Raw genomic sequence first — 23,446 nt, 5'->3', positions numbered from 1 at the left:
TTGCTTTCTCTAGAATCGCCGGTCTCTTAAAAAGGGGGCCATCCCGGCCCGTCGTCGACAAACCAGGTAACACGCCATGAAACGTACTTTCCAACCAAGCACCATCAAGCGCGCGCGCACCCACGGCTTCCGTGCCCGTATGGCTACCAAGAACGGCCGCGCTGTTCTGTCGCGTCGTCGTGCCAAAGGCCGTAAGCGTCTGGCCATTTGATTTTTCGGCACAGGTGGTGAGTCAGGACTTCAGTCGGGAAAAGCGACTGCTTACACCCCGACATTTCAAAGCGGTCTTCGACTCCCCAACCGGCAAGGTTCCAGGGAAAAACCTGCTGATCCTTGCTCGCGAGAACGGCCTCGATCACCCACGCCTTGGCCTGGTGATCGGCAAGAAGAGCGTCAAGCTCGCCGTTCAACGCAACCGCCTCAAGCGCTTGATGCGCGATTCCTTTCGCCTGAACCAGCAATTGCTTGCCGGGTTGGACATTGTGATCGTCGCGCGCAAGGGATTGGGTGAGATAGAAAACCCGGAATTGCACCAACACTTTGGCAAACTCTGGAAACGCCTGGCGCGCAGCCGGCCCACTCCAGCAGTGACCGCCAATTCCGCAGGGGTAGACAGCCAAGATGCGTAAACTGGCGCTCGTTCCGATCCAGTTTTACCGTTACGCCATTAGTCCTCTGATGGCCAACCACTGTCGTTTCTTCCCCAGTTGCTCCTGTTACGCTTATGAAGCCATCGAAAACCACGGCCTCTGGCGTGGTGGGTGGCTAGCCGTTCGTCGCCTGGGGCGTTGTCATCCGTGGAACGACGGCGGTTTCGATCCCGTTCCTCCAGCTCCTTCCTCCCGAACTTCTTCGATAGCCGAGTAATCATGGATATTAAACGCACGATCCTGATCGTCGCCCTGGCAATCGTGTCCTACGTCATGGTCCTCAAGTGGAACCAGGACTACGGCCAGGCTGCCCTGCCGACTCAGAATACTGCTGCCAGCACCGTTGCCCCGGGTTTGCCGGATGGCGTACCGGCCGGTAACGCCGGCGCCAGCGCCGATGTGCCAAGCGCCAACGCCGAAACCAGCGCAGCCGAACTGGCACCGGTTGCGGTCAGCAAGGACCTGATCCGGGTCAAGACCGATGTCCTGGAGCTGGCTATCGATCCGGTCGGTGGTGACATCGTCCAGCTGAACCTGCCGCAGTACCCACGTCGCCAGGACCACCCGGACATTCCGTTCCAGCTGTTCGACAACGGTGGCGAGCGTGTCTACCTGGCACAAAGCGGCCTGACCGGCGTCAACGGTCCGGATGCCCGTCCTGCCGGTCGCCCCCTGTACGCTACCGACAAGAAGGGTTACCAGCTGGCCGATGGCCAGGAACAACTGGTGGTCGACCTGAAGTTCAGCGACAACGGCGTCAACTACATCAAGCGCTTCAGCTTCAAGCGCGGCGAGTACGACCTGACCGTCAGCTACCTGATCGACAACCAGAGCGGTCAGGCCTGGAGCGGCAACATGTTTGCCCAGCTCAAGCGTGACGCCAGCTCCGATCCGTCGTCGAGCACTGCCACCGGCACCGCCACCTACCTGGGCGCTGCCCTGTGGACTGCTTCCGAGCCTTACAAAAAGGTCTCGATGAAGGACATCGACAAAGGTAGTTTGAAAGAAAATGTGTCCGGCGGCTGGGTTGCCTGGCTGCAGCACTACTTCGTGACCGCCTGGATTCCGGCCAAGTCGGACAACAACGTTGTTCAGACCCGCAAGGACAGCCAGGGCAACTACATCATCGGCTATACCGGCCCGGCCATCAGCGTGCCTGCTGGCGGCAAGGTCGAAACCAGCGCCATGCTGTACGCCGGCCCGAAAATCCAGTCCAAGCTGAAAGAGTTGTCCCCAGGCCTGGAACTGACTGTCGACTACGGCTTCCTGTGGTTCATCGCCCAGCCGATCTTCTGGCTGCTGCAACATATCCACAGCCTGCTGGGTAACTGGGGCTGGTCGATCATCGTGCTGACCATGCTGATCAAAGGCCTGTTCTTCCCGCTGTCGGCTGCCAGCTACCGTTCGATGGCGCGCATGCGTGCCGTTGCGCCGAAGCTCGCTGCACTGAAGGAGCGCTTCGGTGACGATCGCCAGAAGATGTCCCAGGCGATGATGGAGCTGTACAAGAAAGAGAAGATCAACCCGTTGGGCGGCTGCCTGCCGATCCTGGTGCAGATGCCAGTGTTCCTGGCCCTGTACTGGGTACTGCTGGAAAGCGTGGAAATGCGCCAGGCTCCATGGATGCTGTGGATTACCGACCTGTCGATCAAGGATCCGTTCTTCATCCTGCCGATCATCATGGGCGCCACCATGTTCATCCAGCAGCGCCTGAACCCGACGCCGCCGGATCCGATGCAGGCCAAGGTGATGAAAATGATGCCGATCATCTTCACCTTCTTCTTCCTGTGGTTCCCGGCTGGTCTGGTGCTGTACTGGGTTGTGAACAACTGCCTGTCGATCGCACAGCAGTGGTACATCACCCGCAGCATCGAAGCAGCCAGCAAAAAAGCTGCTGCTTGACAGGCTACTGCGCTAGCCTGTGAATAAAAAACGCCCCCTAGTGGGGCGTTTTTGCTATCTGTCGTTTTTGTCGTAGAGGCTTTCGAGCATGAACACTGTGCGTGAAACCATCGCCGCCATCGCCACCGCCCAAGGCCGCGGCGGTGTGGGTATTGTCAGGTTGTCCGGCCCTCTGGCTGCCAAGGCCGGCCAGTTGATCACCGGCCGTACGCTTACCCCGCGCCACGCCCATTACGGCCCGTTCCGCGACGAGGAAGGCCTGGTACTGGACGAAGGGATTGCGCTGTTCTTCCCCGGGCCTAATTCGTTCACCGGCGAGGACGTATTGGAACTGCAGGGCCACGGAGGACCGGTGGTGCTGGATATGCTGCTGCAGCGCTGTGTACAGGTTGGTTGCCGGCTGGCTCGCCCAGGTGAGTTCAGCGAACGTGCATTCCTCAATGACAAGCTCGACCTGGCCCAGGCCGAAGCCATTGCCGACCTGATCGAAGCCAGTTCCAGCCAGGCTGCGCGCAACGCACTGCGTTCGCTGCAGGGCGAGTTCTCCAAGCGCGTGCACAGCCTAACCGAAGCACTGATAGCCCTGCGTATCTACGTCGAGGCGGCGATCGACTTCCCCGAAGAAGAAATCGACTTTCTCGCTGATGGCCATGTACTTTCGATGCTCGATAACGTTCGCGGCGAGTTGTCCACAGTGCAGCGGGAAGCCGGGCAGGGTGCCTTGCTGCGTGACGGCATGACCGTGGTCATCGCCGGTCGGCCGAATGCCGGCAAGTCGAGCCTGCTGAACCAGCTGGCCGGACGGGAAGCGGCCATCGTCACCGATATTGCCGGCACCACGCGGGACATCCTGCGCGAACATATCCACATCGACGGCATGCCGCTGCACGTGGTCGATACTGCCGGTTTGCGCGACACCGATGACCATGTGGAAAAGATCGGCGTGGAACGTGCGCTGAAGGCCATTGGCGAGGCAGACCGTGTGTTGTTGGTGGTGGATTCCACCGCGCCCGAGGCCAGTGACCCGTTCGCCCTGTGGCCAGAATTTCTCGACCAGCGGCCAGACCCGACCAAGGTGACGCTGATTCGGAACAAGGCCGATCTTAGTGGTGAGCGGGTAGCGCTGGAACAGTGCGATGACGGCCATGTAACGATCACCCTCAGTGCCAAAGGGGACGATGCAGGGCTGCAGTTGCTGCGTGACCACCTGAAGGCCTGCATGGGTTATGAACAGACGGCGGAGAGTGGTTTCAGCGCTCGCCGGCGCCATCTGGATGCCCTGCGCCAGGCCAGTGAGCACCTGGAACATGGCCGTGCACAACTGACCCTGGCTGGTGCGGGTGAGCTGTTGGCGGAAGACCTACGGCAGGCGCAGCAGGCCCTGGGGGAGATTACCGGGGCATTCAGCTCTGATGACCTGCTGGGGCGGATTTTCTCCAGCTTCTGCATCGGCAAGTAATTCACAGCCAGGCAAAACCAAGAGCCGCTCTTTCGGGAGCGGCTTTTTTTTGCCTCAAATTTCGCAGCTTCTACGGAAATCGCGCCGCACCTGAAGGCTGTGCAGAACCCTGTGGAGCGGGTTCACCCGCGAAGAGGCCGGTGCAGGTTCACATTTTTTTCATTCACCTACCCCAATCTGCTCTCAGGAGCCCTGTGGAAAACTCGCCTTCAGCTCCGTTGATAAGCAGGCTTTTTTTCTGAGGACAAACCCGCTTGTGGGTAAACAGCCATTTAATCCACAGGCTAAATCGTGTTATCCATAGCCCTCATGGTACTCCAGCCACAGGGTTTAATTTTTCTCTACACGGCATGAATAAAGGCCTGCATAACCTTACCCACAGCAAAGCTTGTGCATAAGAATAAACATAAAAACAAAGCTTTTTTAAATTTTTCCTCTTTGATTTCTGTTGGCTGCCACTCATCCACAGACTGGTCAAAATTTGCTCAGACGGTTTCTTTACAGGGGGTGAAGTCCCTATACTTGTCCGCTTACCTTCTCTATTCGCAAAAACAGGCACGAGGTGCGTGGTGGATTTCCCTTCCCGTTTTGAAGTGATCGTCATCGGCGGCGGCCATGCCGGTACCGAGGCTGCGCTTGCGTCTGCACGCATGGGTGTGAAAACCCTGCTGCTGACCCATAACGTGGAAACCCTCGGTCACATGAGCTGCAACCCCGCCATTGGCGGTATTGGCAAAAGCCATCTGGTCAAAGAGATCGATGCCCTCGGCGGCGCCATGGCGCTGGCCACCGACAAGAGCGGCATCCAGTTCCGCGTTCTGAACAACCGCAAGGGCCCGGCCGTACGCGCCACCCGTGCACAGGCCGACCGCGCCATCTACAAGGCAGTGGTGCGTGAAATCCTGGAAAACCAGCCGAACCTGTGGATATTCCAGCAGTCCTGCGACGACCTGATCGTCGAGCAGGACCAGGTCAAAGGTGTGGTGACCCAGATGGGCCTGCGTTTCTTCGCCGAATCGGTGGTACTGACCACCGGTACCTTCCTCGGCGGGCTTATCCACATTGGTTTGCAAAACCATTCCGGTGGTCGCGCCGGCGATCCACCTTCGATTGCCCTGGCCCACCGCATGCGTGAACTGCCGCTGCGCGTCGGCCGCCTGAAAACCGGTACCCCGCCACGCATCGACGGCCGCTCGGTGGACTTCTCGGTGATGACCGAGCAGCCAGGCGATACGCCGATTCCGGTGATGTCGTTCATGGGCAATGCCCAGATGCACCCGCGCCAGGTGAGCTGCTGGATCACCCACACCAATGCGCGCACCCACGAGATCATCGCCTCGAACCTCGACCGTTCGCCGATGTACTCGGGTGTCATCGAAGGTGTCGGCCCGCGCTACTGCCCGTCGATCGAAGACAAGATCCACCGCTTCGCCGACAAGGAAAGCCACCAGGTGTTCATCGAGCCGGAAGGCCTGACCACCCATGAGCTGTACCCCAACGGTATTTCCACTTCGCTGCCGTTCGACGTGCAGCTGGAGCTGGTGCGGTCGATCCGCGGCATGGAGAACGCCCACATCGTTCGCCCGGGCTATGCCATCGAATACGACTACTTCGACCCGCGCGACCTCAAGTACAGCCTCGAGACCAAAGTCATCGGCGGTTTGTTCTTCGCCGGCCAGATCAACGGCACCACCGGTTACGAAGAAGCCGGCGCCCAGGGTTTGCTGGCCGGGACCAACGCGGCCCTGCGGGCGCAGGGCCGCGACAGCTGGTGCCCGCGCCGCGACGAGGCATACATCGGCGTACTGGTCGACGACCTGATTACCCTGGGTACCCAGGAGCCGTACCGCATGTTCACTTCGCGTGCCGAGTACCGCCTGATCCTGCGCGAAGACAACGCCGATCTGCGCCTGACCGAAAAGGGCCGCGAACTCGGTCTGATCGACGACCAGCGTTGGGCCGCCTTCTGTGCCAAGCGCGACGGCATCGAACGCGAGGAGCAGCGCCTGAAGTCGACCTGGGTACGCCCGAACACCGAGCAAGGCCAAGCCATTGTGGATAAGTTCGGTACCCCGCTCAGCCACGAGTACAGCCTGCTCAACCTGCTGGCGCGCCCGGAAATCGACTACGCCGGGCTGATCGAGGCAACCGGCGGCGAAGCAATCGATCCACAGGTCGCCGAGCAGGTCGAAATCCGCACCAAGTACGCCGGCTACATCGACCGCCAGCAGGATGAAATCGCACGTCTGCGCGCCAGCGAAGACACCCGCCTGCCTGTGGATATCGATTACTCGACGATTTCCGGCCTGTCCAAGGAAATCCAGGGCAAGCTGGGCCAGACCCGACCGGAAACCCTGGGTCAGGCTTCGCGTATCCCGGGCGTGACCCCGGCGGCGATTTCCCTGTTGCTGATTCATTTGAAAAAACGCGGCGCTGGCCGCGAATTGGAGCAAAGCGCTTGAGTTCCCTGGTCACCCCGCAACACGCTGAAGAGTTGTCCACAGGTGCGCGCCAGCTCGGTGTAGAGCTGAGCGCCGAGCATCACGAAAAGCTGCTCGGCTACCTGGCCCTGTTGATCAAATGGAACAAAGCCTACAACCTCACCGCCGTGCGCGACCCCGACGAAATGGTGTCGCGTCACCTGCTCGACAGCCTCAGTGTCATGCCGTTTATCCACAGCGAGCGTGACAACTGGCTGGATGTCGGCAGTGGCGGTGGCATGCCCGGTATCCCGTTGGCTATCCTGCATCCGCACAAGCGCGTGACGGTGCTGGACGCCAACGGCAAGAAGACCCGCTTCCTGACCCAGGTGAAAATGGAGCTCAAGCTGGAAAACCTCACGGTTATCCACAGTCGGGTCGAAGCCTTCCAGCCGACACAACCGTTCAGCGGAATCATCTCCCGCGCCTTCAGCAGCATGGAGAACTTCACCAACTGGACCCGCCACCTGGGCGACACCGGGACGCAATGGCTTGCAATGAAGGGGCTGCATCCTGCCGATGAACTGGTAGCATTGCCCGCAGACTTCACAGTGGAAAGCGAGCAGGCCCTGACCGTTCCAGGTTGCCAGGGCCAGCGCCATCTGCTGATACTGCGCCGCAAGGCATGACTGGGAACACACGCAACAATGGCTAAGGTATTCGCAATCGCGAACCAGAAAGGTGGTGTGGGCAAGACAACCACCTGTATCAATCTCGCCGCCTCGCTGGCCGCGACCAAGCGTCGTGTGCTGCTGATCGACCTCGATCCGCAGGGCAACGCCACCATGGGCAGCGGTGTGGACAAGCACGAGCTCGAGCACTCGGTCTACGACCTGTTGATCGGGGAATGCGACCTGGCCCAGGCCATGCATTACTCCGAGCACGGTGGTTTCCAGTTGCTGCCGGCCAACCGTGACCTGACCGCCGCCGAAGTGGTGCTGCTGGAAATGCAGGTCAAGGAGAGCCGCCTGCGCAACGCCCTGGCGCCGATCCGCGAGAACTACGACTACATCCTCATCGACTGCCCTCCGTCGCTGTCGATGCTCACGCTCAACGCCCTGGTCGCCTCCGATGGCGTGATCATCCCGATGCAGTGCGAGTACTACGCACTGGAAGGTCTCAGCGACCTTGTGGATAACATCAAGCGCATCGCCGCCCGGTTGAACCCGGAGCTGAAGATCGAGGGCCTGCTGCGGACCATGTACGATCCGCGCCTGAGCCTGAACAACGATGTCTCGGCGCAGCTGAAGGAGCACTTTGGCCCGCAGCTGTACGACACGGTCATTCCGCGCAACATTCGCCTGGCCGAGGCCCCGAGCTTCGGCATGCCGGCCCTGGCCTACGACAAGCAATCGCGAGGCGCGCTGGCTTATCTGGCCCTGGCCGGGGAACTGGTACGCCGTCAACGCCGTCAATCACGCACTGCACAAACAACTTAAGGAATCCGTATGGCCGTCAAGAAACGGGGTCTCGGACGTGGGTTGGATGCACTGCTCAGTGGTCCTTCCGTCAGCGCGCTCGAAGAGCAGGCTGTGAAGATCGACCAGAAAGAACTGCAACACCTGCCGGTCGAGCTGATCCAGCGTGGCAAGTACCAGCCGCGCCGGGACATGGACCCGGAGGCGCTGGAAGAGCTCGCGCACTCGATTCGCAACCATGGCGTGATGCAACCGATCGTGGTGCGCCCGATCGATGGCAACCGCTTCGAGATCATCGCCGGTGAGCGCCGCTGGCGCGCCACCCAGCAGGCTGGCCTGGACAGGATCCCGGCGATGGTCCGCGAAGTGCCCGACGAAGCCGCCATCGCCATGGCGCTGATCGAAAACATCCAGCGCGAAGACCTCAACCCGCTGGAAGAGGCGCTGGCCCTGCAGCGCCTGCAGCAGGAGTTCGAGCTCACCCAGCAACAGGTGGCCGATGCCGTGGGCAAGTCGCGGGTGACCGTGGCCAACCTGCTGCGCCTGATCACCCTGCCTGACGCGATCAAGACCATGCTCGCCCATGGCGACCTGGAGATGGGCCACGCCCGTGCATTGCTCGGCCTGGAAGAACACCGCCAGGAAGAGGGGGCGCGTCATGTTGTCGCACGTGGCCTCACCGTGCGCCAAACCGAGGCACTGGTTCGTCAGTGGCTCAGCGACAAACCTGATCCGGTCGAACCGAGCAAACCTGATCCGGATATCGCACGCCTTGAACAGCGGCTCGCAGAGCGCCTGGGCTCGGCCGTGCAGATCCGCCATGGCAACAAGGGCAAAGGCCAATTGGTTATTCGCTACAACTCGCTTGACGAGTTGCAAGGCGTGCTTGCTCACATCCGCTGAAACAATTCCCGTTGTAGCGCGCAGTCGGAAATCACTACCGAATAGTTGAATAGGGGTTAATCCACCCCTATACTCTGCGCGCATTTTGTCGGCACAAATTATGCCAAGTCATAACTGACTTGCTGGTCGACTTCCGAGGAGCAGTTGTGATGGAAATCCGCACGCCAAACCGCCTGCCTTTCCATCGCTGGGCGGTTTTCCCGGTACTGCTGGCTCAATTCGTCGTACTGCTGCTGGCAACGTTGGTGTTGTGGCAGTGGAAAGGGGCGGTCAGTGGATATTCAGGCCTTTGCGGAGGTTTGATTGCCTGGCTACCCAATGTGTATTTCGCCTGGAAGGCTTTTCGCTTCAGCGGGGCCCGGGCGGCACAAGCCATCGTCAAGTCGTTCTACGCTGGCGAGGCAGGCAAGATGATTTTGACGGCAGTGCTTTTTGCACTGACCTTCGCAGGAGTGAAGCCACTGGCGCCGTTAGCAGTATTCGGCGTCTTCGTGTTGACCCTTTTGGTCAGCTGGTTCGCGCCCCTGCTGATGAATAAAAGACTTTCGAGACCTTAGGGCGTTTGAGGCAACCATGGCAGCAGAAACCGCTTCGGGCTATATCCAGCACCACTTGCAGAACCTGACCTACGGTCAACTACCAGACGGCAGCTGGGGCTTCGCCCATTCGGCTGCAGAAGCCAAGGCAATGGGCTTCTGGGCGTTCCACCTGGACACCCTGGGTTGGTCCGTCGCGCTGGGTCTGATCTTCCTGTTCATCTTCCGCATGGCGGCCAAGAAGGCGACTTCCGGCCAACCTGGCGGCCTGCAGAACTTCGTAGAAGTGATGGTGGACTTCGTCAACGGCAGCGTGAAGGACTCCTTCCACGGCCGTAGCCCGGTAATCGCTCCGCTGGCGCTGACCATTTTCGTCTGGGTATTCCTGATGAACGCCGTCGACCTGGTACCGGTCGACTGGATTCCTCAGCTGGCCATCCTGATCTCCGGTGACCCGCACATTCCGTTCCGCGCCGTGTCGACCACCGACCCGAACGCGACCCTGGCCATGGCCTTCTGCGTGTTCGCCCTGATCATCTTCTACAGCATCAAGGTCAAGGGCCTGGGCGGCTTCATCGGTGAGCTGACCCTGCACCCGTTCGGCAGCAAGAACATCTTCGTTCAGATCCTGCTGATTCCGGTCAACTTCCTGCTGGAATTCGTCACCCTGATCGCCAAGCCGATCTCGCTGGCACTGCGTCTGTTCGGCAACATGTATGCCGGCGAACTGGTGTTCATCCTGATCGCTGTAATGTTCGGCTCCGGCCTGCTGTGGCTCAGCGGCCTGGGTGTGGTGCTGCAATGGGCGTGGGCTGTGTTCCACATCCTGATCATCACCCTGCAAGCTTTCATCTTCATGATGCTGACCATCGTCTACCTGTCGATGGCTCACGAAGATAACCATTAAGACCGCCTGGCGTGTCTGATAGCCTTCCCCGCCTGTTCGGGGGGAGGGCTTAAAAAGTCCGCAAGGGCATGCTGTACCAAACGATTTGTTTTACCGCTTCAAACTAAAAACCTAACCAATACGACGTAAAAGTCGGGAGGAAAGATGGAAACTGTAGTTGGTCTGACCGCTATCGCTGTTGCTCTGCTGATCGGCCTGGGTGCTCTGGGTACCGCCATTGGTTTCGGCCTGCTGGGCGGCAAGTTCCTGGAAGGCGCTGCTCGTCAACCAGAAATGGTTCCGATGCTGCAGGTTAAAATGTTCATCGTTGCCGGTCTGCTCGACGCCGTAACCATGATCGGTGTTGGTATCGCTCTGTTCTTCACCTTCGCGAATCCGTTCGTTGGTCAGATCGCCGGCTAATCACTCGTCACCACGAGTTGATGGCTGTATGAATTAAGACCGAGCGAGGTGTTGGCGTGAACATTAATGCAACCCTGATTGGCCAATCCGTTGCTTTTCTGATTTTTGTACTCTTCTGCATGAAGTATGTATGGCCTCCGGTCATCACTGCCCTGCAAGAGCGCCAAAAGAAGATTGCCGACGGCTTGGACGCTGCCAACCGCGCAGCTCGCGACCTGGAGCTGGCCCAAGAGAAAGCGGGTCAGCAACTGCGTGAAGCTAAAGCACAGGCAGCCGAAATCATCGAGCAAAGCAAGAAACGCGCTGCTCAGCTTGTCGAGGAAGCCCGTGATCAGGCCCGCGTCGAAGCTGACCGTGTGAAAGCTCAGGCTCTGGCCGAGATCGAACAGGAACTGAACAGCGCTAAAGACGCCCTGCGTGCCCAAGTGGGTGCCCTGGCCGTTGGTGGTGCTGAAAAGATCCTTGGCGCCACAATCGATCAAAACGCGCATGCGGAGCTGGTTAACAAACTGGCCGCTGAAATTTAAGCGAGGGCGATCATGGCAGAACTGACCACGTTGGCCCGACCTTACGCTAAGGCTGCCTTTGAGCATGCCCAGGCCCATCAGCAACTGGCCAATTGGTCAGCCATGCTCGGCCTGGCTGCTGCGGTGTCGCAAGACGACACCATGCAGCGCCTGCTCAAGGCCCCGCGACTGACGAGCGCAGAAAAGGCCGCCACGTTCATTGACGTGTGCGGTGACAAGTTCAATGCACAGGCACAGAATTTCATTCATGTTGCCGCGGAAAACGACCGTCTCCTGCTTCTGCCGGAGATTGCCGCCCTGTTCGACCTGTACAAGGCCGAGCAAGAGAAATCCGTGGACGTGGAAGTCACCAGTGCCTTCGCGTTGAACCAAGAACAGCAAGACAAACTCGCCAAGGTTCTCAGTGCACGGTTAGGCCAGGAAGTGCGCCTGCACGCGTCGGAGGATGCCAGCCTGATTGGCGGCGTCGTCATCCGCGCTGGTGACCTGGTAATCGATGGCTCTGTTCGCGGCAAAATCGCGAAACTGGCCGAAGCATTGAAATCTTGAGTTTGAAGGGGCAGCAGAGCAATGCAGCAACTCAATCCTTCCGAAATTAGTGAAATCATCAAGGGCCGCATCGACAACCTCGATGTGAGCTCCCAAGCCCGTAACGAAGGTACCGTTGTTTCGGTATCCGACGGTATCGTGCGGATCCACGGTCTGGCCGACGTCATGTACGGCGAAATGATCGAGTTCCCTGGCAGCGTATTCGGCATGGCCCTGAACCTGGAGCAAGACTCCGTAGGTGCAGTGATCCTGGGTGCCTATGACACCCTCGCCGAAGGCATGAGCGCCAAGTGCACCGGTCGCATCCTGGAAGTTCCGGTCGGCAAAGGCCTGCTGGGCCGCGTCGTCGACGCTCTGGGTAACCCGATCGATGGCAAAGGTCCTCTGACCACCACCGAAACCGACGCGGTCGAAAAGGTCGCTCCAGGCGTGATCTGGCGTAAGTCGGTAGACCAGCCTGTACAGACTGGCTACAAGTCCGTCGACGCCATGATCCCTGTCGGCCGTGGCCAGCGCGAGCTGATCATCGGTGACCGTCAGATCGGCAAGACCGCCATGGCCATTGACGCCATCATCAACCAGAAAGACTCCGGTATTTTCTGTGTTTATGTTGCTGTCGGCCAGAAGCGTTCCACCGTTGCCAACATCGTTCGCAAGCTGGAAGAAGCCGGCGCCCTGGCCAACACCATCGTGGTCGTTGCCAGTGCTTCGGAATCCGCCGCACTGCAGTTCCTGGCGCCATACGCCGGCTGCACCATGGGCGAGTTCTTCCGTGACCGCGGTGAAGACGCCCTGATCGTTTACGATGACCTGTCCAAGCAGGCCGTTGCCTACCGTCAGATCTCCCTGCTGCTGCGCCGTCCACCAGGACGTGAAGCGTACCCAGGTGACGTGTTCTATCTCCACTCCCGTCTGCTGGAGCGTGCATCGCGCGTTTCGGAAGAGTACGTCGAGAAGTTCACCAACGGTGCTGTGACTGGCAAAACCGGTTCCCTGACCGCCCTGCCGATCATCGAAACCCAGGCTGGCGACGTTTCCGCGTTCGTTCCGACCAACGTGATTTCCATCACCGACGGTCAGATCTTCCTGGAATCGGCCATGTTCAACTCGGGCATCCGCCCTGCAGTGAACGCCGGTGTTTCGGTATCCCGCGTAGGTGGTGCCGCTCAGACCAAGATCATCAAGAAGCTGTCCGGTGGTATCCGTACCGCTCTGGCTCAGTACCGTGAACTGGCTGCATTCGCCCAGTTCGCTTCCGATCTGGACGAAGCGACCCGCAAGCAGCTGGAGCATGGTCAGCGCGTTACCGAGCTGATGAAGCAGAAGCAGTACGCGCCGATGTCCATCGCGGACATGGCCCTGTCGCTGTACGCCGCTGAGCGTGGCTTCCTGACTGACGTAGAAGTCTCCAAGATCGGTAGCTTCGAGCAAGCACTGATCGCCTTCTTCAACCGTGATCACGCTGAACTGATGGCGAAGATCAACGTGAAGGGTGACTTCAACGACGAAATCGACGCAGGCCTGAAAGCCGGTATCGAGAAGTTCAAGGCCACCCAGACCTGGTAAGCCGCAGCGGGGGCTCAGGCCCCCGCTTGCTAACCTGATAGGTGATACATGGCAGGCGCAAAAGAGATTCGCAGTAAGATTGCGAGCATCAAAAGCACGCAAAAAATTACCAGCGCCATGGAGAAAGTGGCGGTCAGCAAGATGCGCAAGGCACAAATGCGCATGGCTGCTAGCCGTCCTTACGCGGAGCGTATCCGCCAGGTGATCGGTCATCTGGCCAACGCCAACCCGGAATACCGCCACCCGTTCATGATCGAGCGCCCTGTAAAGCGCGCCGGTTATATCGTGGTGAGCAGTGACCGTGGTCTGTGCGGTGGCTTGAACACCAACCTGTTCAAGGCCCTGGTCAAGGACATGAACGAAAACCGCGAACAGGGCGTGGAAATCGACCTGTGCGTGATCGGCAGCAAGGGTGCGACTTTCTTCCGCATCTTTGGCGGCAACGTCGTAGCCGCGATCAGCCACTTGGGCGAAGAGCCATCGATCAACGATCTGATCGGCTCCGTCAAAGTAATGCTGGACGCCTACCTGGACGGCCGTATCGATCGCCTCTCGGTGGTTTCGAACAAGTTCATCAACACCATGACCCAGAAGCCAACGGTCGAGCAATTGGTACCGTTGGTGGCAACCCCGGATCAGGATCTCAAGCATCACTGGGACTACCTGTACGAACCCGACGCAAAAGAGCTGCTGGACGGCTTGATGGTGCGTTACGTGGAGTCGCAGGTGTACCAGGCGGTGGTCGAGAACAACGCTGCTGAACAAGCGGCCCGGATGATCGCCATGAAGAACGCCACAGACAACGCCGGTGATTTGATCAAAGAGCTTCAGTTGATCTACAACAAGGCGCGTCAGGCTGCGATCACCCAGGAGATCTCGGAAATCGTCGGCGGCGCTGCCGCGGTTTAACGGTTCAAATATTCAGAGGATCCAGCTATGAGTAGCGGACGTATCGTTCAAATCATCGGCGCCGTCATCGACGTGGAATTCCCACGTGACGTCGTGCCGAGTGTTTACAACGCGCTGAAAGTACAAGGCGCGGAAACCACCCTGGAAGTTCAGCAGCAGCTGGGCGACGGCGTGGTTCGTACCATTGCGATGGGCTCGACCGAAGGCCTGAAGCGCGGTCTGGAAGTCGTTGACTCCGGCGCTGCCATTTCCGTTCCTGTTGGTAAGGCCACCCTGGGCCGTATCATGGACGTACTGGGCAACCCGATCGACGAGGCCGGCCCGATCGGCGAAGAAGAGCGTCGCGGTATCCACCAGCCAGCGCCTTCGTTCGCTGACCAGGCAGGCGGCAACGACCTGCTGGAAACCGGCATCAAGGTTATCGACCTGGTTTGCCCGTTCGCCAAGGGTGGTAAGGTTGGTCTGTTCGGTGGTGCCGGTGTCGGCAAGACCGTAAACATGATGGAACTGATCCGTAACATCGCCATGGAACACAGCGGTTACTCCGTGTTCGCTGGTGTGGGTGAGCGTACTCGTGAGGGTAACGACTTCTACCACGAGATGAAGGACTCCAACGTTCTCGACAAGGTAGCGCTGGTCTACGGTCAGATGAACGAGCCACCAGGAAACCGTCTGCGCGTAGCGCTGACCGGCCTGACCATGGCCGAGAAGTTCCGTGACGAAGGTAACGACGTTCTGCTGTTCGTCGACAACATCTATCGTTACACCCTGGCCGGTACCGAAGTATCCGCACTGCTGGGCCGTATGCCTTCGGCAGTAGGTTACCAGCCGACCCTGGCTGAAGAGATGGGCGTTCTGCAAGAGCGTATCACCTCCACCAAGGAAGGTTCGATCACCTCCGTTCAGGCCGTATACGTACCTGCGGACGACTTGACCGACCCGTCGCCAGCGACCACCTTCGCCCACTTGGACGCCACCGTCGTTCTGTCCCGTGACATCGCCTCCCTGGGTATCTACCCAGCGGTCGACCCACTGGACTCGACTTCGCGCCAGCTGGACCCGAACGTGATCGGCAACGAGCACTACGAGACCGCTCGTGGCGTTCAGTATGTTCTGCAGCGCTACAAAGAGCTGAAGGACATCATCGCGATCCTGGGTATGGACGAACTGTCCGAAGCCGACAAGCAACTGGTAGCCCGCGCTCGTAAGATCCAGCGCTTCCTGTCGCAGCCGTTCTTCGTGGCCGAAGTCTTCACCGGTTCGCCAGGCAAGTACGTTTCCCTGAAAGACACCATCGCTGGCTTCAGCGGCATCCTCAAAGGTGACTACGACCACCTGCCAGAACAAGCGTTCTACATGGTCGGCAGCATCGACGAAGCGATCGAGAAAGCCAAGAAACTGTAATTCCTGCGCCCCGCAAGGGGCGCTATCAGGTTGAGGCAAGCAGATGGCTATGACAGTCCATTGCGATATCGTCAGCGCGGAAGGAGAGATCTTCTCCGGCCTGGTCGAGATGGTAGTTGCGCACGGTAACCTAGGTGATCTTGGTATCGCTCCGGGTCACGCGCCGCTGATCACCAATCTCAAGCCTGGTCCGATCACGCTGACCAAGCAGGGTGGCGCCCAAGAGGTGTTTTACATCTCTGGTGGTTTCCTCGAGGTTCAGCCGAACATGGTCAAGGTGCTTGCCGATACCGTGCAACGTGCTGCAGACCTGGATGAAGCTCAGGCTCAGGAAGCCCTCAAGGCTGCCGAGAACGCCCTGAATCTGAAAGGCGCGGACTTCGACTACGGCGCCGCCGCCGCACGTCTGGCCGAGGCCGCAGCTCAGCTGCGTACCGTCCAGCAAATGCGCAGAGGCAAGTAATCGGCCCTCGGCTGATAACTTCTGTAGCGATTGAGTAAAAGGGTAGCCTCGGCTACCCTTTTTCTTTTTCTGATTTCTCCCCCCGGTCATTTCACTGACCACCCAGGATTGGTAGCCAGTAATGTCACTCGATATCGTTATTCTCGCCGCCGGCCAAGGCACCCGCATGCGCTCGGCGCTGCCCAAGGTGCTGCACCCGGTAGCCGGCAACTCCATGCTCGGCCATGTTATCCACAGCGCGCGCCAGCTGCAGCCGCAAGGTATTCATGTGGTCATTGGCCATGGGGCCGAGCTGGTTCGCGAGCGCCTGGCCGCCGACGACCTGAACTTCGTCATGCAGGACAAGCAGCTGGGTACCGGCCATGCGGTTGCCCAGGCACTACCGGCCTTGACCGCCGAAACCGTGCTGGTGCTGTACGGTGATGTGCCGTTGATCGAAGTGGAAACCCTGCAGCGTCTGCTGGCCAAGGCCAACGAGCAGCAACTGGGCCTGCTCACGGTGACCCTCGACGACCCGACCGGCTATGGCCGCATCGTGCGTGACGAGCAGGGCAAGGTGACCGCCATCGTTGAGCACAAGGACGCCAACGATGCGCAGAAAGCGATCAAGGAAGGCAACACCGGTATTCTGGCCCTGCCAGCCGCGCGCCTGGCCGACTGGATGGGCCGCCTGTCGAACAACAACGCCCAGGGCGAGTATTACCTGACCGACGTCATCGCCATGGCTGTGGCCGATGGCCTGTTGGTGGCTACCGAACAGCCGCACGACCCGATGGAAGTGCAAGGTGCCAACGACCGCCGCCAGTTGTCGGAGCTGGAGCGCCACTACCAGTTGCGCGAAGGCCGTCGCCTGATGGCCCAGGGCGTGACCCTGCGCGACCCGGCGCGCTTCGATGTCCGCGGTGAAGTAACCGTTGGCCGTGACGTGCTGATCGACATCAACGTGATTCTCGAAGGCAAGGTGGTCATCGAGGACGATGTGCAGATCGGCCCTAACTGCGTGATCAAGAACACCACCCTGCGCAAAGGCGCAGTGGTCAAGGCCAACAGCCACCTCGAAGGCGCCGTGATGGGCGAGGGCAGCGATGCCGGCCCGTTCGCCCGCCTGCGCCCGGGCAGTGTGCTGGACGCCAAGGCCCATGTGGGTAACTTCGTCGAACTGAAAAACGCCCACCTCGGGGAAGGCGCCAAGGCCGGTCACCTGACCTACTTGGGCGATGCTGAAATCGGTGCACGCACCAACATCGGCGCCGGCACCATTACCTGCAACTACGATGGCGCCAACAAGTTCAAGACCGTGATGGGCGAGGACGTGTTCATCGGCTCGAACAACTCGTTGGTAGCGCCTGTGGAAATCAAGGCTGGTGCGACCACTGCTGCCGGTTCGACCATCACCCAGACCGTGGAGGCAGGCGACCTGGCGGTAGCTCGTGCCCGTCAGCGCAACATCTCGGGTTGGAAGCGGCCGGAGAAGATCAAGAAGAGCTGAGTTATACACAGCTGTTTCGATCGAAAGCCGACTTATGTGAATAAGTCGGCTTTTTATTTGCGGCATATCGCAGCCTCTGTAGGAGCGGCCTTGTGTCGCGATGGGCTGCAAAGCAGCCCCGGCAATTTCTGTTTTGCCTCGAAAACCTGGGGCCGCGCTGCGGCCCATCGCGACACAAGGCCGCTCCTACAGAAGCCGCGCCAGTGCAGAGAGAATCTATCCACAGGGCAGCGATAACTTGACGAATCGCTCATCTTAGGTTTTGATTGCCACCATTATCTTTCGAATCGAAACTTAAGCGCTCATGTCGAAACGAAACACCCCGCAGCGGCGGCACAACATCCTGGCTTTGCTCAGCGAGCAGGGCGAGGTGAGTGTGGACGCGTTGGCCAAGCGTTTCGCTACCTCGGAAGTCACCATCCGCAAGGACCTCGCTGCCCTCGAAACCAACGGCCTGTTGCTACGGCGCTACGGTGGCGCGGTCCCGGTGCCACAAGAGTTGCTCGGTGAGCCTGCCCAGCCGGTGTCTTCCTATAAAAAGGCCATCGCCCGCGCCGCCGTGGCACGTATCCGCGAACATGCGCGCATCATCATCGACAGCGGTAGCACCACGGCAGCCATGATCCCCGAACTGGGGCGCCATCCTGGCCTGGTGGTGATGACCAATTCGATGAACGTGGCCCGCGCCATCTGCGACCTCGAACACGAGCCGGTGCTGCTGATGACCGGTGGCACCTGGGACCCGCATTCCGAGTCGTTCCAGGGCCAGGTGGCCGAGCAAGTGTTGCGCTCCTACGATTTCGACCAGCTGTTCATCGGCGCCGACGGCATCGACCTCGGTCGTGGTACCACCACCTTCAACGAACTTCTCGGGCTGAGCCGGGTCATGGCCGAGGTCGCCCGTGAAGTGATCGTGATGGTCGAATCGGACAAGGTAGGGCGCAAGATCCCCAACCTCGAGCTGCCCTGGGGCAGCGTGCACACCCTTATTACTGACGAACGCCTGCCCGCAGCGGCACGCGAACAAATTCAAGCCCGCGGCATCAACCTGATCTGCGCCGCGATCAGCCAGGAGCAATAAACCATGTGTGGAATCGTTGGTGCCGTCGCCGAACGCAACATCACAGCCATCCTGATCGAAGGCCTCAAGCGTCTTGAGTACCGCGGGTACGACAGCGCCGGCCTGGCCGTCCTCACCCAGAACGGTGAACTGCAGCGCCGTCGCCGTATCGGCAAGGTCAGTGAACTGGAAGCCGCTGCTGCCGCCGAGCCACTGGCCGGCCAGCTGGGCATCGCCCACACTCGCTGGGCCACCCACGGTGCGCCGACCGAGGGCAACGCCCACCCCCACTTCTCGGGCAATGAAGTGGCCGTGGTGCACAACGGCATCATCGAGAACCACGAAGAACTGCGCGAAGAGCTGAAGGGCCTTGGCTATGTCTTCACTTCGCAGACCGATACCGAAGTCATCGTCCACCTGATCCACCACACCCTGAAGAGCATTCCGGACCTGACCGATGCCCTGAAGGCTGCGGTGAAGCGCCTGCATGGTGCTTACGGCCTGGCGCTGATCAGTGCCAAGCAGCCTGACCGCCTGGTAGCTGCACGCAGTGGCAGCCCGCTGGTGATCGGCCTGGGCCTGGGCGAGAACTTCCTGGCGTCCGACCAGCTGGCCCTGCGCCAGGTCACCGACCGCTTCATGTACCTGGAAGAAGGCGACATTGCCGAAATCCGCCGTGACCAGGTCTCCATCTGGGACCAGGATGGCCACAAGGTCCAGCGCGAAACCGTGCAGTACCACGAAGGTGCCGAAGCTGCCGACAAAGGCACCTACCGCCACTTCATGCTCAAGGAAATCCATGAGCAGCCAAGCGTGGTGCAGCGCACCCTGGAAGGTCGCCTGGGCAAGGACAACGTGATGGTCCAGGCCTTCGGCCCGCAGGCTGCCGAACTGTTCGCCAAGGTGCGCAACGTGCAGATCGTTGCCTGCGGTACCAGCTACCACGCCGGCATGGTCGCCCGTTACTGGCTGGAAAGCCTGGCCGGGATCCCGTGCCAGGTCGAAGTGGCCAGCGAGTTCCGTTACCGCAAGGTGGTAGTGCAGCCGGACACCCTGTTCGTCTCCATCTCGCAGTCTGGCGAAACCGCCGACACCCTGGCCGCACTGCGCAACGCCAAGGAGCTGGGCTTCCTCGGCAGCCTGGCGATCTGCAACGTCGGTATCAGCTCGCTGGTGCGTGAGTCGGACCTGACCCTGCTGACTCTGGCTGGCCCGGAAATCGGCGTGGCCTCGACCAAGGCTTTCACCACCCAGCTGGTTTCGCTGATGCTGCTGACCCTGGCTCTGGGCCAGGTGCGCGGAACCCTGGAAGCCGGCGTCGAAGCCGAGCTGGTTGAAGAACTGCGCCGCCTGCCGGCCCGCCTGGGCGAAGCCCTGGCCATGGACGCCACCGTCGAGAAAATCGCCGAGCTGTTCGCCGACAAGCACCACACCCTGTTCCTCGGCCGTGGTGCGCAGTACCCGGTGGCGATGGAAGGTGCGCTCAAGCTCAAGGAAATCTCCTACATCCACGCCGAAGCCTACCCGGCAGGCGAGTTGAAGCACGGCCCGCTGGCGCTGGTGGATAGCGACATGCCGGTGGTAACCGTTGCGCCGAACAACGAACTGCTGGAGAAGCTGAAGTCCAACCTGCAGGAAGTACGCGCCCGTGGTGGCGAGCTGGTAGTGTTTGCCGACGAGCAGGCCGGCATGACCAATGGCGAAGGTACCCACGTGATCAAGGTGCCGCACATCGCCGACGCCCTGGCGCCGATCCTGTACACCATCCCGCTGCAGCTGCTGTCTTACTACGTGGCCGTGCTCAAGGGCACCGACGTGGACCAGCCGCGTAACCTGGCCAAGTCGGTTACGGTCGAGTAAGCCAGAAGCCAGGGGGTGCTTTGCGCCCCATCGCGACACAAGGCCGCTCCTACAGGAGAACTCAATTTCCTGTAGGAGCGGCCTTGTGTCGCGATGGGCTGCAAAGCAGCCCCCGGCTATCTCACATCAAATCTGCATCGCCATCCCGTCCACATTCATCGCTGCCTGGCGCAAGGCCTCGGAGCGGGTCGGGTGGGGGTGGCAGGTGAGGGCGATGTCTTCCGCCGAGGCCGAGAACTCCATGGCCACGCAGAACTCACCGATCATCTCGCTGACACTTGGGCCTACCAGGTGCACACCCAGCACTTCGTCGGTCTCGGCATCGGCGATGACCTTGGCGAAGCCTTCGGTCTCGTGGTTGATCTTGGCCCGGCTGTTGGCCGTGAACGGGAACTTGCCGACTTTATAGGCACGCCCTTCGGCCTTGAGCTGCTCTTCGGTCTTGCCCACGGTGGCCAGCTCCGGGCGGGTGTAGATCACGCCAGGGATAAGGTTGTAGTTGACCTCGTGGGGCTTGCCGGCGATGCGTTCGATGCAGGCCACCGCTTCGTCTTCGGCTTTGTGCGCCAGCATCGGGCCGGAGGTGACGTCGCCAATCACCCAGATACCCGGCACGGAAGTGAGGTGGTGGTCGTTGCCGAGCATGCCGCGCTTGTCGGTTTCCAGGCCCACGCTTTCCAGGTTGAGCCCTTTGGTATAGGGGCGGCGGCCAATGGCGACCAGTACATAGTCAGCCTGCAGCGTTTCTGCGGTGCCACCGGCGGCCGGCTCCAGGGTCAGGTTCACGCCAACGGCGCTGGCACTGGCCTGGGTCACCTTGCTGCCCAGCTTGAACACCATGCCTTGCTTGGCCAGGGCCTTCTGCAGGGTCTTGGCGGTTTCTTCGTCGGTGCCCGGGCAGATGCGGTCGAGGTATTCGATGACCGTGACCTGGCTGCCCAGGCGGCGCCATACCGAACCCAGCTCAAGGCCAATCACGCCGGCGCCGATGACGACCAGGTGCTTGGGCACCTGTGGCAGCGACAGCGCGCCGGTTGAGTCGATGATGCGCTGGTTGTCGATGGTCACGCCCGGCAGGGGCGTAGGTTCGGAGCCGGTGGCAATGACAATGTCCTTGGCCTGCAATGCGGTTTCGCTACCGTCCTCAGCCTTGACCACGACCTTGCCGACGCCGTCCAGGCGGCCCCAGCCCTTGATCCAGTCGACCTTGTTCTTGCGGAACAGGTACTCGATGCCCTTGGTCAGGCCGGTCACGCTCTCGTCCTTCTGTTTCATCATCTGGGCGAGGTTGAGGTTAGGTTTGACTTCGATACCGAGGTGGGCGAACTCGTCACCACTGGCGGCTTCATACAGCTCGGAAGCATGCAGCAGCGCCTTGGAGGGCATGCAGCCCACGTTCAGGCAGGTGCCGCCCAAGGTCGAGCGGCCTTCCACGCAGGCTACGCTCAGGCCCAGTTGGCCGGCGCGGATGGCTGCGTTGTAGCCGCCAGGGCCACCGCCGATGATCACCACGTCATAGGATTTCATGGGTTCAACTCCAGGATGAAGAAGCGCAAGAGGGGCACAAGGTTAAGCTGAGATGCAAAAATTGTATACAATCTGCTGCGTGGATAAGATCAGTTGGTTCTAGACCATGGTCTCGTTTAGAGGAAACATCCCACGAATGAACTACTCTGATCCGGCGACGTTCGAAATATCAGGCGTCGTGGCCAAATACGGACAGGAGGGTCGTTCATGCTTGCGCAACTTCCACCGGCACTGCAGAGCCTGCATCTGCCGCTGCGGCTGAAACTGTGGGACGGTAACCAGTTCGATCTGGGGCCTAGCCCGCAGGTCACTATCCTGGTCAAGGAGCCACAGCTGATCAGCCAGTTGAGCCACCCGAGCATGGACCAGCTGGGCACAGCTTTCGTAGAAGGCAAGCTGGAGCTGGAGGGCGATATTGGTGAGGCCATCCGCGTATGCGATGAGCTGAGCGAAGCGCTACTGACCGATGAGGACGACGCTCCACCGGAGCGCCGGGCCCATGACAAGAGCACCGACGCCGAAGCCATTTCCTACCATTACGATGTTTCCAACGCGTTCTACCAGCTATGGCTGGATCAGGACATGGCCTACTCGTGCGCCTACTTCCGCGAGCCGGACAACACGCTGGATCAGGCACAGCAGGACAAATTCGATCATCTGTGCCGCAAGCTGCGCCTGGATGCAGGAGAGTACCTGCTCGACGTCGGCTGCGGATGGGGCGGGCTGGCGCGTTTCGCTGCTCGCGAATATGGCGCCAAGGTGTTCGGTATCACCTTGAGCAAGGAGCAACTCAAGCTCGGTCGCGAGCGGGTGAAGGCAGAGGGGTTGGCCGACAAGGTCGACCTGCAGATTCTCGACTACCGCGACCTGCCTCAGGATGGCCGCTTCGACAAGGTTGTCAGCGTTGGCATGTTCGAGCATGTGGGGCATGCCAACCTGGCGCTGTATAGCCAGAAGCTGTTCGGTGCCGTGAGGGAAGGGGGGCTGGTGATGAATCACGGTATCACCGCCAAGCATGTCGATGGCCGCCCGGTCGGGCGTGGCGCTGGCGAGTTCATCGATCGCTACGTGTTCCCCCATGGCGAGCTGCCGCACCTGTCGATGATCAGTGCCAGCATCTGTGAAGCGGGGCTGGAGGTGGTAGATGTGGAAAGCCTGCGTTTGCACTACGCCAAGACCTTGCACCACTGGAGCGAGAACCTGGAGAACCAGCTGCACAAAGCGGCGGCGCTGGTGCCCGAGAAGACCTTGCGCATCTGGCGCCTGTACCTGGCGGGGTGTGCCTATGCCTTCCAGAAGGGTTGGATCAACCTGCATCAGATTCTGGCCGTGAAGCCGTACGCCGATGGGCACCATGACCTGCCCTGGACGCGCGAAGACCTGTATCGCTAATAACGCAACCGCTGTGGGAGATTCTGTCTGGCGCAGTTTTTGT

23 protein-coding genes are annotated in these 23,446 nt (G+C 60.2%); 22 read left to right on the top strand and 1 reads right to left on the bottom strand.

What is annotated here, in order from left to right:
- Positions 1 to 76 precede the first annotated feature (76 nt).
- From rpmH to glmS, 21 genes are all read left to right on the top strand, one after another.
- A complete protein-coding gene (gene rpmH, locus C163_RS26975; RefSeq protein WP_003253163.1) occupies positions 77 to 211 on the top strand; it encodes a 50S ribosomal protein L34 in 135 nt (44 codons plus the stop codon).
- Between the two features lie 13 nt (positions 212 to 224).
- Complete coding sequence (rnpA, locus tag C163_RS26970) at positions 225 to 629, top strand: ribonuclease P protein component (protein ID WP_003253166.1); 405 nt, start codon at positions 225 to 227, stop codon at positions 627 to 629.
- Entirely contained in the window at positions 622 to 867 is a 246-nt protein-coding gene (gene yidD, locus C163_RS26965; protein ID WP_015268406.1) for a membrane protein insertion efficiency factor YidD, read from the top strand. Before rnpA ends, yidD begins: the two co-directional genes overlap by 8 nt.
- Positions 868 to 869: 2 nt before the next feature.
- Complete coding sequence (yidC, locus tag C163_RS25955) at positions 870 to 2,552, top strand: membrane protein insertase YidC (RefSeq protein ID WP_025341164.1); 1,683 nt, start codon at positions 870 to 872, stop codon at positions 2,550 to 2,552.
- An 88-nt stretch (positions 2,553 to 2,640) separates the two neighbouring features.
- A complete protein-coding gene (gene mnmE / locus C163_RS25950; RefSeq protein ID WP_025341163.1) occupies positions 2,641 to 4,011 on the top strand; it encodes a tRNA uridine-5-carboxymethylaminomethyl(34) synthesis GTPase MnmE in 1,371 nt (456 codons plus the stop codon).
- Between the two features lie 569 nt (positions 4,012 to 4,580).
- The gene (gene mnmG / locus C163_RS25945) at positions 4,581 to 6,473 is read left to right on the top strand and encodes a tRNA uridine-5-carboxymethylaminomethyl(34) synthesis enzyme MnmG (protein WP_015268403.1); all 1,893 of its coding nucleotides are present in this window, start codon (positions 4,581 to 4,583) and stop codon (positions 6,471 to 6,473) included.
- On the top strand, positions 6,470 to 7,120 hold the full coding sequence (rsmG, locus tag C163_RS25940; protein WP_025341162.1) for a 16S rRNA (guanine(527)-N(7))-methyltransferase RsmG: 651 nt from the start codon (positions 6,470 to 6,472) through the stop codon (positions 7,118 to 7,120). Before mnmG ends, rsmG begins: the two co-directional genes overlap by 4 nt.
- Before the next feature lie 18 nt (positions 7,121 to 7,138).
- A complete protein-coding gene (locus C163_RS25935) occupies positions 7,139 to 7,930 on the top strand; it encodes a ParA family protein (RefSeq protein ID WP_012274913.1) in 792 nt (263 codons plus the stop codon).
- A 9-nt stretch (positions 7,931 to 7,939) separates the two neighbouring features.
- Positions 7,940 to 8,812, top strand: a complete 873-nt coding sequence (locus C163_RS25930; protein WP_025341161.1) for a ParB/RepB/Spo0J family partition protein — start codon at positions 7,940 to 7,942, stop codon at positions 8,810 to 8,812.
- 149 nt (positions 8,813 to 8,961) lie between these two features.
- A complete protein-coding gene (locus tag C163_RS25925; RefSeq protein ID WP_008092225.1) occupies positions 8,962 to 9,369 on the top strand; it encodes a F0F1 ATP synthase subunit I in 408 nt (135 codons plus the stop codon).
- Positions 9,370 to 9,385: 16 nt separating this feature from the next.
- Positions 9,386 to 10,255, top strand: coding sequence for a F0F1 ATP synthase subunit A (gene atpB, locus C163_RS25920; RefSeq protein ID WP_003260030.1), 870 nt, complete (start codon positions 9,386 to 9,388; stop codon positions 10,253 to 10,255).
- A 144-nt stretch (positions 10,256 to 10,399) separates the two neighbouring features.
- Positions 10,400 to 10,657 (top strand): F0F1 ATP synthase subunit C, encoded by a 258-nt coding sequence (atpE, locus tag C163_RS25915; RefSeq protein ID WP_003097235.1) that lies wholly within the window; start codon positions 10,400 to 10,402, stop codon positions 10,655 to 10,657.
- Between the two features lie 56 nt (positions 10,658 to 10,713).
- Positions 10,714 to 11,184: a F0F1 ATP synthase subunit B gene (locus tag C163_RS25910; protein WP_003260032.1), complete on the top strand. Its 471-nt coding sequence runs from the start codon at positions 10,714 to 10,716 to the stop codon at positions 11,182 to 11,184.
- 12 nt (positions 11,185 to 11,196) lie between these two features.
- Positions 11,197 to 11,733 (top strand): F0F1 ATP synthase subunit delta, encoded by a 537-nt coding sequence (locus C163_RS25905; RefSeq protein ID WP_003253191.1) that lies wholly within the window; start codon positions 11,197 to 11,199, stop codon positions 11,731 to 11,733.
- 21 nt (positions 11,734 to 11,754) lie between these two features.
- Positions 11,755 to 13,299, top strand: coding sequence for a F0F1 ATP synthase subunit alpha (gene atpA / locus C163_RS25900; protein ID WP_013974906.1), 1,545 nt, complete (start codon positions 11,755 to 11,757; stop codon positions 13,297 to 13,299).
- Between the two features lie 48 nt (positions 13,300 to 13,347).
- Positions 13,348 to 14,208, top strand: coding sequence for a F0F1 ATP synthase subunit gamma (atpG, locus tag C163_RS25895; protein ID WP_013974905.1), 861 nt, complete (start codon positions 13,348 to 13,350; stop codon positions 14,206 to 14,208).
- Between the two features lie 27 nt (positions 14,209 to 14,235).
- Positions 14,236 to 15,612 carry a F0F1 ATP synthase subunit beta gene (gene atpD / locus C163_RS25890; protein ID WP_013974904.1) on the top strand — a complete coding sequence of 459 codons (1,377 nt, stop codon included), beginning with the start codon at positions 14,236 to 14,238 and terminating at the stop codon, positions 15,610 to 15,612.
- A gap of 43 nt (positions 15,613 to 15,655) precedes the next feature.
- Entirely contained in the window at positions 15,656 to 16,075 is a 420-nt protein-coding gene (locus C163_RS25885) for a F0F1 ATP synthase subunit epsilon (protein ID WP_003260039.1), read from the top strand.
- A gap of 121 nt (positions 16,076 to 16,196) precedes the next feature.
- The gene (gene glmU / locus C163_RS25880) at positions 16,197 to 17,564 is read left to right on the top strand and encodes a bifunctional UDP-N-acetylglucosamine diphosphorylase/glucosamine-1-phosphate N-acetyltransferase GlmU (protein WP_025341160.1); all 1,368 of its coding nucleotides are present in this window, start codon (positions 16,197 to 16,199) and stop codon (positions 17,562 to 17,564) included.
- A 304-nt stretch (positions 17,565 to 17,868) separates the two neighbouring features.
- Positions 17,869 to 18,645 (top strand): DeoR/GlpR family DNA-binding transcription regulator, encoded by a 777-nt coding sequence (locus tag C163_RS25875; RefSeq protein WP_015268400.1) that lies wholly within the window; start codon positions 17,869 to 17,871, stop codon positions 18,643 to 18,645.
- A 3-nt stretch (positions 18,646 to 18,648) separates the two neighbouring features.
- A complete protein-coding gene (gene glmS / locus C163_RS25870) occupies positions 18,649 to 20,484 on the top strand; it encodes a glutamine--fructose-6-phosphate transaminase (isomerizing) (protein WP_025341159.1) in 1,836 nt (611 codons plus the stop codon).
- Positions 20,485 to 20,610: 126 nt separating this feature from the next.
- Here the strand turns inward: glmS and lpdA are convergent, their stop codons facing one another.
- On the bottom strand, positions 20,611 to 22,011 hold the full coding sequence (gene lpdA / locus C163_RS25865; protein WP_025341158.1) for a dihydrolipoyl dehydrogenase: 1,401 nt from the start codon (positions 22,009 to 22,011) through the stop codon (positions 20,611 to 20,613).
- A gap of 207 nt (positions 22,012 to 22,218) precedes the next feature.
- On the opposite strand from lpdA, the gene cfaB reads away from it, so the two are divergent.
- Positions 22,219 to 23,403 carry a C17 cyclopropane fatty acid synthase CfaB gene (cfaB, locus tag C163_RS25860; protein WP_025341157.1) on the top strand — a complete coding sequence of 395 codons (1,185 nt, stop codon included), beginning with the start codon at positions 22,219 to 22,221 and terminating at the stop codon, positions 23,401 to 23,403.
- Positions 23,404 to 23,446: the final 43 nt, after the last annotated feature.

Origin of the sequence: Pseudomonas sp. FGI182 (assembly GCF_000511325.1) — a bacterium.
GTDB lineage: Bacteria > Pseudomonadota > Gammaproteobacteria > Pseudomonadales > Pseudomonadaceae > Aquipseudomonas > Aquipseudomonas putida_Z.
The sequence above is the reverse complement of the archived record's forward strand: the minus strand, read 5'-3'. Positions and strand labels throughout refer to the sequence as shown.